This is a genomic window from Clostridium sp. UBA2485, from assembly GCF_002341865.1.
In the GTDB taxonomy this organism is placed as follows: domain Bacteria; phylum Bacillota; class Clostridia; order Clostridiales; family Clostridiaceae; genus Clostridium_J.
In genome coordinates this window covers 469-16,094 of the sequence record NZ_DDOV01000034.1, presented here as the reverse complement: position 1 = coordinate 16,094, position 15,626 = coordinate 469, and the positions used below count along the sequence as shown (strand labels likewise).

The window sequence follows — 15,626 nt, the reverse complement described above, 5'->3', positions numbered from 1 at the left end:
AACATACCCTTTTATATTATAGAAAGTATAATTGGAGCTTTGAATAGTTATTTTCTTTTATTTATTGCAACTTTATAATAAGTATATTATAAATATTATTCAATAGGTAAAAAATGAGGGATTTAATATATAAAAAATTATTTGTATAATAGAATTTAAGTATTAAAACATCGATAAAAAGGAGGAAATATGGTTAAAATTTTATTAGTTGAAGATGATGCTACATTGGCTATGGGAATGGAATATACTTTAAAAAATGAGGGTTTTGATGTTACAGTTGCATCAACTTTAAAAGAAGCAAGAGAAAGTATAGAAAATTATAATATAGATTTAGTATTACTAGACTTAATGTTACCAGATGGAAGTGGTTATGAACTTTGTAGAGAATTAAGAAAAAAAAGCAATACTCCTATAATTTTTTTAACTGCCTCTGATGAGGAAGCAAATGTAGTTATGGGGCTAGATATGGGCGGTGATGACTATATTTCTAAACCTGTTAGAATTGGTGAATTAATTTCAAGAATTAAAGCAGTTTTAAGAAGATATGAGAAGAATTCAAGTTATAGAAGTAATAAATTACATTCAGGAGATATTACTATTGAACTTTTAAGTAATAGGGTTATGAAAAACGATGTAGAAATTATATTGACATCATTAGAATATAAATTACTTATATCCTTAATACAAAACCCTAAAGTAGTACTTAGCAGAAGTCAAATACTAGAAAAAATATGGGATGTAGGTGGAGAATTCGTCGATGATAATACCCTTTCTGTATATGTAAGGAGACTTAGAGAAAAGATTGAAGATGATCCAGCAAAACCAGAATACATAATTACAATGAGAGCAGTAGGATATAAATGGAATAAGGAAACGAGGGAATAGCTATGGAAAAATTATATAGAAATCCGGAAATTAAAAGTATCACTATTAAAATTGTGATACTTTGTTTTGTATTTTTAATGCTTACGTTAGTAACTATGAATATAGGTATAAATAATATAAATAAAAAAGTCATAAGACAAAATGCAGCAGTATTAGGCATAGTATTAGAAGAAAATCCTGAATTAGAAAAAAATATAGTAGGATATTTTACTAAAGGAATATCAGAAGATCAAATTAAGAGTGGATTAGCTACTTTAGAGAAATACGGTTATAATGAAACATTAAAACCAGCAGATATTCCTTTGATTAGAGAATCTTCAAAGAACTTATTATTTAACATTTTAACTATTAATATTATATTTTTTATTATAATCTTTTTTATAATCTTGTTAGATTATAAAATAATTCTATCTAAAATAAATATCGTATCTAATAGTGTTGAAAGAGTTTTAGAAGGGGAATATGATATGACCCTTGAAGGAGGAGAAGAGGGAGAGTTTTCTATTTTATATAATCAATTAAACTTATTAGTAAATAGATTAATTGAAAACATGGAAAAATTAAAGAATGAGAAAGAGTTTTTAAAAAACATTATTTCAGATATTTCTCATCAACTAAAAACTCCACTATCATCTATAATTATGCTCAATGAATTAATGATTAGTAAAGATGATATGGATGAAGAAACAAAGGTGAAATTTCTTAATAAAACTAGTGAACAACTTACTCGTATGGAATGGCTCATAATTAGCTTGTTAAAAATAGCTAGAGTAGAAGCTGGAGCTATTAATTATAAAATGAGAAATCAACCTTTAATTATAACTATAAATAAAGCATTTTCTCCATTAAAAGAAAAAGCTAAGGACAAAAAACAAAATATTATTATAGAAGATAAAAGAGACGTTTATTTAAATCATGATAGTGATTGGATGACTGAAGCCATAGGAAATATAATAAAAAATGCTATTGAACATACAGAAGAATATGGAACTATATCTATAGAAATAAAAGAATCTCCACTGCTTGTAAGTATTATTATTAAAGATAATGGTAATGGAATAAAAAAAGAAGAATTACCACATATTTTTGAAAGATTTTATAAGGGAAAGCATGAAGTAAAGCCTATTAGTATAGGAATAGGTCTCACACTATCTAAATCCATAATTGAAAGTAATGGTGGCAGTATTTCGGTGAAAAGTATAGAAGGAGAAGGAACTGAGTTCACTATAACATTTTTGAGAAGTATAGTATAAAATGCAATGTTAATCTTGTGAAGATTTCAAATGCCTTATAATCTTTCTATTTTGTAAGAATAAAATTCACTATAGAGTAAGAATAGGAAAGTATACTTAAGATATAAATTAAGAAACTAGGAGGAAACACTATGGAGATATTAAAAACCGTTTCTCTTTGTAAAAGTTATGGTGAAGGAGAAATTAAAGTTGAAGCATTAAAGGATATTAATCTTTCTATAAATCAAGGTGAGTTTGTTGCAATAGTAGGGGCAAGTGGTTCAGGGAAAAGTACATTATTACATTTGTTAGGAGGGGTAGATAGACCTACTTCAGGAAATGTCATTGTAGATAATGTAGATGTATATAATTTAAATGAAAATCAGCTTGCAGTATTTAGAAGAAGGAAAGTAGGATTTATATTTCAGTTTTATAACTTAATACCTGTACTTACTGCAGAAGAAAATATAAAGCTTCCTCTTCTTTTAGATTATAAAAAAGAAGATAAAAATTATCTTGATGATTTAATTAATATTTTAGGTATAAAAGATAGATTACATCATCTTCCCTCTGAGCTTTCAGGAGGACAACAACAAAGAGTTTCTATAGGAAGAGCTTTAGCTTATAAACCATCTATAATATTAGCGGATGAGCCAACAGGAAATTTGGACTCTAAAAATTCAAAAGAAATATTAGAACTATTAAAACTTTCAGTTAAAAAATATAATCAAACACTTATAATGATTACTCATGACGTAAATATTGCCTCTCAAGCAGATAGAGTTATTACTTTAGAGGATGGTAAGGTGGTAAATGATGAGGTGGTAAGAAGATGAAAAGCTACAGTGAAATTACAGGAAGATATTTAAAGGTACAAAAAAAGAGGACTATTCTGACTATAATAGGGATAGTACTTTCAGTAGCACTTATAACTTCTATTGCCACAATGTTTAAAAGTTTTCAGGACAATAGAATAAGGCAAGTAAAGGGGTATTCAGGAGATTTCCATATACTTTTCAATAGTGTAAATGGTGGACATATACCCTATTTTAAAGCTCATAAGGATATAAAGAAAATGGGAGTAACTAGATATGATGGGGCAAGCATCATTGGTAAACGTAAAAAAAGCGGTAGAAATGTAGAACTTTATGTAGAGTCTTACAATAAAGAAATGTTTGAATTAAAAAATATTAAATTAAGTGAAGGACGCCTTCCGCAAAAGGAAGATGAAATTATTCTTGGGTCTTGGGCTATGGAAGCGCTAAATGCTAAAGTTGGAGATAAGATAACTTTAAAATTAGGGGAGATAATATACCCAGAAGATGAAGGCAATGGTAAAGAAATCAATTATGAAGATATAAGGTTTAAAGAGAAGAACTCTAAGGAATATATCATATGTGGATTAATAAAGGAATCGATACAGGGAAATGGAATAAGTTATTTATCAGAAGAAAGTTCTTTAAATAAAAATGGAGAGTATAATATTTATGCCAATATAAATTTAAAAAAACAAGCTGAAGTTATAGGTAAACAAATTGTAGAGGAACTAAATTTAGAAGAAGACAGTATTTGGTATAATGAAGAGCTTTTAAGAGTTATGCTAAAGAGTTTAGATGATAGTGAAAATAGAGTAGTAGGTTTGATTGCAGTATTTTTTATAATTTTAGTTATTGTAGCAACTATTTCAGTTATTTATAATTCTTTTCATATGTCTGTTATGGAAAGAGTATCTCAATTTGGAATATTGCGTTCTGTAGGAGCATCTAAAAATCAAATAAAGAGAATTGTAATGAAAGAAGCTATGATTTTAGCAATTATATCAATTCCAATTGGATTAGTTTTAGGATTAGTGGCTTTAAAAATTGTAATTATGATATTAGGTTCACTTGCTTTTTCTATGTTTGAAGGCTTTGAAATAACTATAAATCCAATAATATTATTAGGAAGTGCAGTTTTAGGTCTTATAACTATATATATATCATCAAAAGGACCAGCAAAATTAGCTGCCAAAGTATCTCCACTAGAAGCTATTAAAAATAGTGGAAGTGTAAAGAAGGAAGATCTTAAAAAGGCTAAAAGTGGAATTATAGCAGGAAAGATTTTTGGTATAGAAGGACAAGTTGCTTATAAAAATTTGAGAAGAAATAAAACAAGGTTTAGAATAACCATTTTTTCAATGGTTATAAGTATTGTATTGTTTATTGTATTTAACTCCTTTGCTTATGATATAAAAAAAGTAGAAAAAGTTGCAATGGCGACGGAACCTGAGTATAGAGTTATGCTAAGCAGTGATGAATTAGAAGAAAGCACTATATCAAAATTTTGCGAGGATATAGAGAAAATACAGGGAATAGATTTAGTGTATAAAGAAATACGGGAGTCCCCAGCTATAGCTATTGAAAAGGATAAGCTTAATAAAGAGTATGAAGATTTAACGGAAACAAATTTTTATAATTTTGATGATGGAGATTATGCTTTTACATATAGTCCATTTTATGCTTACAATAGTAAATCTTTTGAAAAGAGCAAGAAAAATATTATAGCAGGAGAAATAAATGAGAAAAAATTAAATGAAGAAAATGGAGTTATAATAATTCAAAATGCTCATATCAAAACTAAAGATAAAAAAAGGGCTAATATTAATGTTACTAATTATAAAGTTGGAGATGAAATATCAATTATACCTTCATCAATTACTGGAGATACAGATGAAAATTTATTAAACCATGTAGGAAAGATCAAGGTTAAAGTCTTAGGAATTCTTGAAGAAGATGCTGTATTTGAAAATAGCTGGGAATGGGGTAGCTTAAGATTTATAAGTACAGAAAAAGTATATAAAGATATATTTGGAGAACTAAGATCTAACAATTTAAATATAAGGACTGGAAATGATGTGGATCATAAGGCAATTAAAGAAAAGCTAGAAACTATTGCTAATGAAAATAATATGTATATACTTGATAATGTGGAAGCAGCAAAGAGAGATAAAAGTATGATGATACAAATAATGGTATTTATTTATGGATTTATAACAGTAGTTACCTTGATTAGCTCTATAAATATAATAAATACCATAAATACAAATTTATTACTTAGAAAAAGAGAATTGGCAACTTTTAAATCTATAGGCATGGCGGAAAAGCAAATTAAAAAGATGATAGTTTTAGAAAGTGTATATTATGCTATTATTGCATCATCTTATGGAATATTGATGGGAATGCCATTGTCTTATATTCTTTACAGATTAATGAGTGAATTGAGAGCTTATGAGTGGAATATACCTTGGAGTTCAATAGTAATGGCATTTATAGGTGCCATATTAATGGTAATTATAGCATCAATGATATCTTTAAGAAAGATGAATAAAATAAACATAATGGATAGCATTAGGGCAGAAGAATAATACCTTAGATAACTTACAATCTGTTTAATCTGTCTAGACTTTTAAATAAAAATATTAGTTTAGATAATATTAAAAAATCATGACTTTGTCATGATTTTTTTAGGCTTTTCTTTATATTTTGAAATAAAATTAGATTAATATTTACTAAGCTATTATATAAGTAAAACTTTATTTTGATGATAAAACTTTTTATTTCTCAGAGGTAAATTTTTATAATAAAATTGGCCGTTGAAAGATATCTTTATTGATAAATAGTTAACAGGTGAAAAGCCTAAAGTTTTCTTAGGTTTTTAACGAATATAAGTTATATAATTTTATGTAATTTATCATAATAAATTACAATTTTTAAAAAAATCACTATAGTTAGAAGGAGAATAAAATGGCAAAATTAAGATCTAAAAGCATAAAAAGTAAAATGTTAATTATGATATTACCAGTAACTATAATATCAATGCTTATGTTATCATCATTATCTTATGTTACTGCAAAGAAAACAATAGATAGTGAAATTAATGAAAAAATGAAGTATCAAACTGATGCGGTTATTGAAAATATATCTAAAAGTTTAGAGAATCATTCAAAAATTCCATTTACTTTAGCAAGAACAGTGGAAGCAAGTAGAGATACTTTAAGTGAAAAAAACTATGAAAATTTAGTAAAATCATATGTAAATTCTAATGATCAAACCTTCGGAGCTGGAATATGGTATGAACCTTTTAAATATAAAAATGATGTAAAATTTTTTGGTCCATATGCTTATAAAAAAGATGGCGTAGTAACTTATACAAATGAATACAGTAAGACAGATTACACTTCTAGTCATTGGTATAAGCTAGGCGAAAATACAGATAAAGGTTTAAGTTGGTCAGAGCCATATATAGATGACGTTACAAATACAACTATGATAACTACAACAGTGCCTATCTTAGATGATAAAAAGAACCGAATAGGTGTTACTACAGCAGATATAAATTTATCCAATATACAAGAAATGATAAAAAACATAAAAGTAGGTGAAGGTGGAAGAGCATTTTTATTAAATAAAGATGGAACATACCTTTCTGATATAGATGAAGAGAAAATAATGAAAGCCAATATTTCAAGCGATTCAAATGAAAGTTTATCTTCTATAAGTAAAAATATATTAGAAAATGAAAGTGGCATAGACTCTTTTACTGACTCTAATGGTAAAAATATCATATTTTTCTCAAAGGTACCAAATGTAAATTGGAAGTTGGTTTTATCTATTCCAGAAAAAGAACTTTTATCTCCACTGAGAAGCTTATTATATAAAGTGCTAATAACTATGACAGGAACTATATTACTTATAGTTTTAATTATAATGCTCATAGTTAACAATATAAAAAATAGGATATCTAAGGTTAACAAATTAGCAGAATCTATATCTTCTGGAGATTTAACAAATAGAATAGAAATTACTAATAATGATGAGCTGGGAGAAATGGCAGTTTATCTTAATAAGATGAATGATAATTTGAAGGATATAATAAAAAGTGTGTCTGATGGATTAGAGCAAGTAGTTGCTACTTCAGAAGAATTGACTGCTAGTGCAGGACAAACTAGAGAAGCAGCAGATCAAATAGCTGTTTCTATACAAGAAATAGCTAACGGTAGTGACTTACAGTCTTCATCATATGATATTGTGTCAGAGGAAAGTGAGCAAGTATTTAAAGGTGTAGATAAAATAGCAAGTGATATAAATACTGCAACAAACTCTTCAATTACTGCTTATAATAAAGCTTTTGATGGAAATGATGTCATAGTAGGAACAATAAATCAAATGAATGAGATAAATTCTAAAGTATATACTTCATCCAAAATGATAAATTCTTTAGGAGAAAAATCAAGTAAAATAGGAGAAATAATATCCTTAATAACAGATATATCTTCAAGAACTAATCTACTTGCATTAAATGCAGCCATAGAAGCTGCACGAGCTGGAGAACAGGGAAGAGGTTTTGCAGTTGTTGCTGATGAAATAAGAAAATTAGCAGAGCAATCTGCTAATGCATCAAATAATATTTCTTCAATAATAAATGAAATTCAAAATGAAATTTCATTTACTATAACCTCAATGAATGAAGGAAATAAAGCTGTAGATGAAGGAATGGTTCTTATTGAGAATGCAGGAGAATCATTTAAAGATATATTAAGTGAAATTGAAAATGCTTCTAATAATATGAAGAGTGTTTCAGAAGTAATAAATAATGTTTTATCAAGTACTAAAGTAATGGTTAAATCTATAGATGAAAATGCTCAAATTTCAAAGCAGACTGCTCTAAATTCGCAAAGTGTAGCGGCATCAAGTGAAGAACAATCTGCTCTTATGCAAGAAGTTTCACATGCATCAGAAGAACTTTCAAACATGGCATTTGAGCTACAATCAGATTTAACTAAATTTAAATTATAGCCTGTTATAATATTAATTTTGAAGCAAATAAGAGCTTCTTTATAGATATCTTAAAAAATATTTATAAAGAAGCTCTTATTTATTTTTATTATTGTTCAATAGTTGCCTTTACGTAATTTGGTTTTCCTGTTAATTTAAGTTTAACTTCTAGTTCTACATCTTGAGTATCAACAGGAACAGAGAATGCAGTTTCGCCAGCCATTTTTCTTCCAGCGGCAAGTGAGCCATTTAAACTACCATTTAAATCAGTTACAATAGCCATATCAAAGCTTCTTCCATCTTTATCAAGTAATTTAAAACCTAATGCTGAACTTATAGTTGCATCTTCATTTCCTGTGTTTTCAATTGTAACGTCTGCTGCAACCCATTTATTTCCTTCAGAAGGTTTAAGTAAATCATTTGTAGGTTTTACTTCTCTAACTTTATTTACAGTGACTTTAAAGCCATCTTGCTCAAAAGTATCTCCAACCTTAAGTTCTTTATTTTCTTCTTTTTTCTCTTCCTTCTCTTCTTTTTTCTCATCTTTCTTTTCTTCTGCAGCAGGTTTATTTGTATTTTCATCAGCTTTTTTACTATCTGATGAACAGCCTGCAAAAGTAAAAATAGAAACAGCAGCTAAAGAAGCACAAATTAATCTAAATTTTTTACTCATCATAATTTTAACCCTCCCATAAAATTATATAAATATAATTTAACCATGAAAATTATAGCATAAAATTATATTTATGTAAATTTAATGAATTATTTTGTTGTTTTAAGTAAAATATTAAATGTTTACCATAATAATATAAAATATAAATTTAATAACATTGTTATGACTTTTATAGAATTAATATGTTAAATACTTAGTTTAGAGTAATAAGCAATAAAAGAATGTCATTCTATTATCCAAATATATATGTATTCAAATAAAAAAAATTTATGATTAAAAATAAATAACAAGATTTTTTATAAAGAATTAAGTGAATAAATATATTGACATAAATAACAAGTAGAATATAAATTTTTCATTAGGAATGGTGATTTTATCACGATTTTTCTTTTTAGTGGTATAATAAATATTACTATATGAATTTAGATTGGAGATATGAGATGTCAAAAATATTGGTTTTAGCTGAAAAGCCTTCCGTTGCTAAGGAACTAGGTAAGGTTTTAGGGTGTAATAAATTTAATAATGGATATTTAGAAGGAAATAAATACATAGTTACTTGGGCACTTGGACATTTAGTTACACTAGCTGACCCAGAAGCTTACGATAATAAATATAAGGTTTGGAGTTTAGAAACTTTACCTATGCTTCCTAAAAAAATGGAACTAGTGGTAATTAAACAAGGTGGAAAACAGTTTAGTATTGTTAAAAATCTTATGAAACGAGAGGATGTTGGAAGTCTTATTATAGCTACTGATGCTGGAAGAGAAGGGGAGCTTGTAGCGAGATGGATTATGGAAAAAGCTAATTTTAGAAAGCCTTTTAAGAGACTTTGGATCTCTTCTCAAACGGAAAAAGCTATAAAAGATGGATTTAACAATTTGAAAGATGGAAGGGCTTACGATAATTTATATAAGGCAGCACAATGTAGAGCTGAGGCAGATTGGCTTGTAGGTTTAAATGTAACTAGAGCACTGACAAGTAAGTTTAATGCACAATTATCAGCAGGACGTGTGCAAACACCAACCCTTTATATGATAGTAAAAAGAGAAGAGGAAATTAAAAAATTTAAACCTGTGGATTATTACAGTATAGATGTGAAAACTAAGGGTTTTAATTTAAGTTATGTGGATAAAAATAATAATAATAGAATTTTCGATAAGAAAAAGGCCGATATTATAGCAAGCGATTTTAAAAAGGGCACTATAACAATTAGTGAGGTTAAAAGTGAGAATAAAAAGGAACTTCCACCATTGGCCTATGATTTAACAGAACTTCAAAGAGATGCTAATAGAAGATATGGTTATTCTGCAAAGCAAACTCTTCAGCTTATGCAAAGATTATATGAAAATCATAAGTTATTAACTTATCCTAGAACAGATTCAAGGCATTTAACTAGTGATATGGTTTCTACCTTAAATGATAGACTTAAGGCAGTGAATGTAGGACCTTATAGTGAAGCTGTAAGAAAAATATTAAGAGGAAAAATTAATACTACTAAAAGGTTAGTTGATAATTCTAAGGTATCAGATCATCATGCTATTATTCCTACTGAACAACATGTTAATTTATCCACTTTAAGTTTTGAGGAGAGAAATATATATGATTTAGTTGTTAAAAGATTTTTAGAGGTTTTATCTCCAGCTTTTGAATATGAACAAATTACAGTTAAGGGAGAATGCAATAATCATATTGTAAGAGCTAAAGGAAAAGTTGTTAAATCTTTAGGATGGAAAGAAATCAGTGGAAATGTAGTTAATGATAAAGAAGATGAGGATGAAAAAGAGCAGAATCTGCCAAGTATTAATGTTGGGGATAAATTAAAAGTGGAAGGGGTTTCCTTAAAAACTCTACAAACTAAACCACCAGCAAGGTATACAGAGGCTACATTGCTTTCAGCTATGGAAAATCCTCAGAAGTTTATGGAAGATAATAAAGCTTTAAAAGAAGCTATAAATGAAGCAGGGGGACTAGGAACTCCAGCTACAAGAGCGGATATCATTGAAAAATTATTTTCTACATTTTATGTAGAGAGAAAAGGAAAGGAAATACATCCTACTTCTAAAGGAATTCAGCTTATAGACTTAGCACCAGAAGATTTAAAATCTCCTAAACTTACAGCAAAATGGGAGCAAACTTTAAACTTAATAAGCAAAGGAAGTGCAAATCCTAAAGATTTTGCAGAGGAAATGAGAAGATATTCTGCAGAGCTTGTTAAGACAGTAGCAGGCAGCAGTACAAAATATGTTCATGATAACATGACTAGAGAAAAATGTCCTGATTGTGGTAAATATCTACTAGAGGTAAATGGCAAAAAAGGCAAGATGCTTATATGTCAGGATAGAGCCTGTGGATATAGAAAAGGAATAGCGAGAGTGACTAATTCAAGATGTCCAGAATGTCACAAAAAGTTAGAGTTAAGAGGACAGGGAGAAAAGCAAATATTTGTATGCCCAAACTGTAATTATAGAGAAAAAATGTCGGAGTTTAAAAATAGAAAACAGGAAAGTAACAAAAAAGTTACTAAACAAGAAGTAAATAAATATTTAAGACAGCAACAAAAAGAAAATAATGAGCCTATAAATTCTGCACTAGCAGACGCTTTATCAAAATTAAAGTTTTAATATAAAATAAACCCTAGATGAAATATATTTCATTGGGGTTTTTATTTTTTATATGAGATAATATTAGTTTTGGAACCTTTAGAAGCTCCATAGGGACAAATGATTTTACAAGAACTCGAGGATATGCATCTACTGTAAGAAAGCAAGGTATCAACACTCTAGGATGCATAAAGTCAACATTTACAGTAAATATTTTTGATCCTACTTTTCACTAAAAGTTATGCTTTTAAAAGTGCAATTACCTCTTATTTGTGTTGCATTAAATAGAAAAATCCTAACTGCAATTGTAAAATTAACAATTGGAATTTTTTATGAAATAAACCATACAAAAACAATTATGAAAAATAATGTTTTAATATGTAATATTAGGTGATATAATGAGTATATGTAGCTGAATAGTTATATCGCTTTATACTATGTAACTTTAAAAGGTAAATTACTATATTAAATGTGATAAAACTTTGAGTTTTAAAGTGTTTATCATATATTTTTCTTTATAACAAATTACTTTTTTACTACTCATGTTTTAAATTATTTAACAGAATTCACAAAAAATTCAAAAAAGTGTTTTCATATTAATTATTATATGATATAGTAGTTTTGTGGTTTATTTATCCTATTATAGATAATATTGTATATTAACGTCGATTTTTACTGTGTTATTTACCATATTTAAATATGATAAAATTTTAAATTTTAAAGTGTTTATTATATATTTTTTGTACGAAGTTTAAGAATTAGTCTTTACTTTATAGGGTTAGACTTAATTTTTTATAAATNNATTTATAAAAAATTAAGTCTAAAGTATCACTATTGTATATATTTGTGCTTTATCAATAAGGAAAAATCTGTAAAGTATGCACGAAAGTTGTAGGACAATAGGAATTGGATTTAATATAAATTAATAACAGTTTAATTGGAGGGTTTGTAAATGGAGTACATATGTCATGACTTATTTATGATTAGAACACCAGCCTTGCCTGTTAAGATTTCAAGGGAATTGGTTAATATTGATAATTATAATGAGATTTTGGATTACGTCCTAAAGAATAATTTAGAAGGATATTTTAAGGAGGCTTTACAGGTATCAAGTTATTCACTGTATGAAGCACTTCAGAGAAGGAACAATGACAGCAAAAAAGATAAAGGCATTTATATGAGTTTATATAAATACCTTCAAAGGGCATCTTCGAGGACAACCCCTTATGGATTACTCGCAAACGTTTGCATGGGGAATTTTGCTGATTCAGATGAATCTATTGTTAATTTAGATAAAACAAAAAAATCAATAAAAGTTGATAATTTTTGGGCATTCAATTTGATAAAAGATATTGAGAAAGATTTTGAAGTATTAAAAAACTTATCTCTGATATGGAATAGCAGTTGTTATATTTCGGACTGCAGAGTTAGAAACCCACATTTTTCTGACTATGGAACAGGTGAAGGTAATTCACTGAAAAAAAATTCCAGTATAAGATATACAAACTTAATTTCTATACTTAGAGATAACACCCAAGAATTTGTTAACTATATGGATATTGTACACATAGTACAACATCATTATCCTAATGTAGATAAAGAAAGAATATGCAACACAATAAATACATTAATTGAGCAGGAATATCTATTTACTGATTTGAGAGTTCCTGCATATTGTGAAGATGTGTTGGAGCATATACTTCAAATATTCGATAAATACAATGTATTATCAGAGCTAAAGTATAAGTTAGAAAAAATAGAAAATGATTTTAAAAAATATGAGTCACCTGATAAAGGTGATAAAGAACAATTGCTAAATCAAATATTAGAACAAATGAAAACGATTAAAACAGCTTCTAATTACATAGAAGTAAACTCAGGAAATCGACTAGATAAACCATTTTTAAGTAAAGAAGTTAAATTAAAACTTGAAAAGTTTATAAGTGTTATTGCTAATATTGGAGTGGAAACAGAAGTGTATACTCCTTTAGCCGAATTCAGAAAACAGTTTCAAGAAGAATATGGAGCCAATATAGAAGTTCCTTTGACAGAGATCATAGACCCTTGTGGATTTGATGGGTTAAGGTATTATGAAGACACATATCACAGTACTAGTGTTAGAGAGGACAAAATTAAAGATATTTTTGAGATAAAGGTACAAGAGGCATTAATTAATAGAGAAAAGAAGGCTATTTTAACAAAAGAAGACTTTATAGGTATATATGATGAAAACATCAGTGACTTAAGATTTCAAAACTCATTTGATATGAATTTTATAATTACTAAAGGTGATGAAGGTATACATTTGACAATAGGCCCTAACTTTGGTTCAACATCAGCCGGAAAAACATTTCAACGATTTTATGGTGTTTTTGATGAAGATGAGTTTGAAAAATATAATACTATTTATGATAAGTTGGATAAGGAAGAAGAATGCTTGTATGTTGAGTTACGCGAGATGCCCAATTATGGAAGACATTCCAATGTTATAAATTGGAATAAAAATTATAAGTATTTCTTGACATTAGGCTTGCCTGGAACAATTGAGCGAGAATCAGAGGTTTTTTTGTCTGATTTGACAGTAGGTATAGATAGTAAGGATAATCTATATTTGAAATCAATCTCAAAGAATAAAATTTGTAAAATGGTTACAAATAATATGCTTAATCCAATGATAAATAGTAAAGTATTTAATTTGTTACTAGATATATCATCGAGTTACGATGGAATAAAGATAATGGATAGAATGGATAACTTTCTTAAAAATGAATACATCTACTCTCCCGAAATAGTAATTGAAGATGTCACTGTTGCACCTGCAAAATGGAAATTTACAGAAGCAAATTTGAAAATAGAATCTCTTCAAAAATTTAAAAAAAGTTTTGATTTTTGCAGTAAAAGATATGACGTGGATGAATATTTTTACATGTGCAATGGGGATCAAAGACTATTATTGCATAGAACTGACGAAATTGCATTGGAAATCTTATATCAGGAATTTAAAGAAAAAAAATATTTAAAATTATGTAGTATAGAGAAAGATTTATTCAATAGCAATATGGTTATAAATACAAAGCAGGAAGCTTATGTATCGGAATTCGTATTCTCCTTTTATGTAAAGGAAAACAAAAATCTTCAAATTGAAAGTAGTAATATTTTACTTCAAAATGAAAACCGTATAATACATCCTTTTCAAGAAGGGTGGGTATATTTGAAAATTTATTGTAATAAAGAGATGGAAAATGATTTCTTAGTTCAGTTTTTTGATAATAAGGAGTCTTTGAAAATTAACAAATTTTTCTTTTTGAGGTATGCTGATGAAACGGGAGGGCATATTAGATTGCGAATAAAATATTCTGATCAGAAAGAGGCATTGAATTTGTATTCAGTATTGAACCAGTGGCTATGTGACATGAGAGATTGTGGCATGTTAAAGTTTTGGTCAATAAACGAATATAGACGCGAAAACAATCGTTATGGTGGTGCTGATATTATATCAGAAATAGAAAACTTGTTTTTTCAGGATAGTGAGTATGTGATTAACTTTATTAAAAGCAGGAATGTACAGAATGAAGAGGAGCTTGAAACTGTATATTTTGAGGCTTTGAGTAAGTTACTATGCAATCTTACTTTGGATAAGAAGAAGATGTTGGAAATATTGGACAAGGTAGTAGAACAGAAAGATTATAGAAAAGAGTATAGCAAAAAAAGAAAGGAATATATGAAATGGTTTGAAGAAATTTTAGTTTCTGAATTTATGGAAGATAGTAGAACGAATACAGTGAAAAATATATCAGACTTAATATTTAATCCAAAGAGAAAACTAACTAACAGTGCTGATGATATTATTCTCTCAATAATGCATATGTGCTGTAACAGGTTATCAGGTGATAGGATTGTAGAAAAAAAGATGCATAGTATGTTAAGGCATACCTTGTATGATGTAATAAAGAAGGAAAAATATTATTAATAAATTCTAATTATTTTTAACTATAACCATGAGACAGAAGAAAGGAGGTTTAAAAATGGCAAATTATAATGATTTTGATTTGGATTTAAAAATGGTAAGCGAAAATGAAGCAAAAAATGTGGCTGAAGCAGCAGGCACCACAGTAGTCATAGACTCAGCAGTAAACTGTTGGTGGAGAATATCTGAGTATATAAACTNNTGGCTGGAGCTGTCCAAGCAAGATGCTAAAAGAAAGAATAAGTAGTTATTATTAAAATATAGAAATAAGAATCTGCCTCATGTTTATTCTTAACTATAACCATGAGACAGAAGAAAAGGGGTTTAAAAATGGCAAATTATAATGATTTTGATTTGGATTTAAAAATGGTAAGCGAAAATAGAGCACAAAGTGCGGATTTAACAGGCTATACAGTAGATATAATAAAATCAGTAGTAAACTGTTGGGTTAAAATA

8 protein-coding genes are annotated in these 15,626 nt (G+C 28.0%); 7 read left to right on the top strand and 1 reads right to left on the bottom strand.

The window, feature by feature from the left end; genetic code table 11:
• The first annotated feature begins 189 nt into the window (after positions 1-189).
• The 5 genes from B3603_RS05530 (at position 190) to B3603_RS05510 (ending at position 7,951) form a co-directional block, all read left to right on the top strand.
• Positions 190-885 carry a response regulator transcription factor gene (locus B3603_RS05530; RefSeq protein ID WP_291561733.1) on the top strand — a complete coding sequence of 232 codons (696 nt, stop codon included), beginning with the start codon at positions 190-192 and terminating at the stop codon, positions 883-885.
• Positions 886-887: 2 nt separating this feature from the next.
• Complete coding sequence (locus B3603_RS05525) at positions 888-2,138, top strand: sensor histidine kinase (RefSeq protein WP_291561731.1); 1,251 nt, start codon at positions 888-890, stop codon at positions 2,136-2,138.
• 131 nt (positions 2,139-2,269) lie between these two features.
• A complete protein-coding gene (locus B3603_RS05520) occupies positions 2,270-2,953 on the top strand; it encodes an ABC transporter ATP-binding protein (protein WP_291561729.1) in 684 nt (227 codons plus the stop codon).
• The gene (locus B3603_RS05515; RefSeq protein ID WP_291561727.1) at positions 2,950-5,520 is read left to right on the top strand and encodes an ABC transporter permease; all 2,571 of its coding nucleotides are present in this window, start codon (positions 2,950-2,952) and stop codon (positions 5,518-5,520) included. The genes B3603_RS05520 and B3603_RS05515 overlap by 4 nt, the downstream gene beginning before the upstream one ends.
• 379 nt (positions 5,521-5,899) lie before the next feature.
• Positions 5,900-7,951, top strand: coding sequence for a methyl-accepting chemotaxis protein (locus tag B3603_RS05510; protein WP_291561725.1), 2,052 nt, complete (start codon positions 5,900-5,902; stop codon positions 7,949-7,951).
• An 88-nt stretch (positions 7,952-8,039) separates the two neighbouring features.
• Here the strand turns inward: B3603_RS05510 and B3603_RS05505 are convergent, their stop codons facing one another.
• Positions 8,040-8,606, bottom strand: coding sequence for a DUF4352 domain-containing protein (locus B3603_RS05505; RefSeq protein ID WP_291561724.1), 567 nt, complete (start codon positions 8,604-8,606; stop codon positions 8,040-8,042).
• A 437-nt stretch (positions 8,607-9,043) separates the two neighbouring features.
• On the opposite strand from B3603_RS05505, the gene B3603_RS05500 reads away from it, so the two are divergent.
• Positions 9,044-11,224 carry a DNA topoisomerase III gene (locus tag B3603_RS05500; RefSeq protein WP_291561723.1) on the top strand — a complete coding sequence of 727 codons (2,181 nt, stop codon included), beginning with the start codon at positions 9,044-9,046 and terminating at the stop codon, positions 11,222-11,224.
• A 931-nt stretch (positions 11,225-12,155) separates the two neighbouring features.
• Positions 12,156-15,173 (top strand): lantibiotic dehydratase, encoded by a 3,018-nt coding sequence (locus B3603_RS05495; RefSeq protein ID WP_291561721.1) that lies wholly within the window; start codon positions 12,156-12,158, stop codon positions 15,171-15,173.
• Positions 15,174-15,626 lie beyond the last annotated feature (453 nt).

Excerpts from the sequence above, each read along its gene's own strand:
- B3603_RS05530 (WP_291561733.1), top strand. The coding sequence starts at position 190 with ATGGTTAAAATTTTATTAGTTGAAGATGATGCTACATTGGCTATGGGA.
- B3603_RS05525 (WP_291561731.1), top strand. The coding sequence starts at position 888 with ATGGAAAAATTATATAGAAATCCGGAAATTAAAAGTATCACTATTAAA.
- B3603_RS05520 (WP_291561729.1), top strand. The coding sequence starts at position 2,270 with ATGGAGATATTAAAAACCGTTTCTCTTTGTAAAAGTTATGGTGAAGGA.
- B3603_RS05515 (WP_291561727.1), top strand. The coding sequence starts at position 2,950 with ATGAAAAGCTACAGTGAAATTACAGGAAGATATTTAAAGGTACAAAAA.
- B3603_RS05510 (WP_291561725.1), top strand. The coding sequence starts at position 5,900 with ATGGCAAAATTAAGATCTAAAAGCATAAAAAGTAAAATGTTAATTATG.
- B3603_RS05505 (WP_291561724.1), bottom strand. The coding sequence starts at position 8,606 with ATGATGAGTAAAAAATTTAGATTAATTTGTGCTTCTTTAGCTGCTGTT.
- B3603_RS05500 (WP_291561723.1), top strand. The coding sequence starts at position 9,044 with ATGTCAAAAATATTGGTTTTAGCTGAAAAGCCTTCCGTTGCTAAGGAA.
- B3603_RS05495 (WP_291561721.1), top strand. The coding sequence starts at position 12,156 with ATGGAGTACATATGTCATGACTTATTTATGATTAGAACACCAGCCTTG.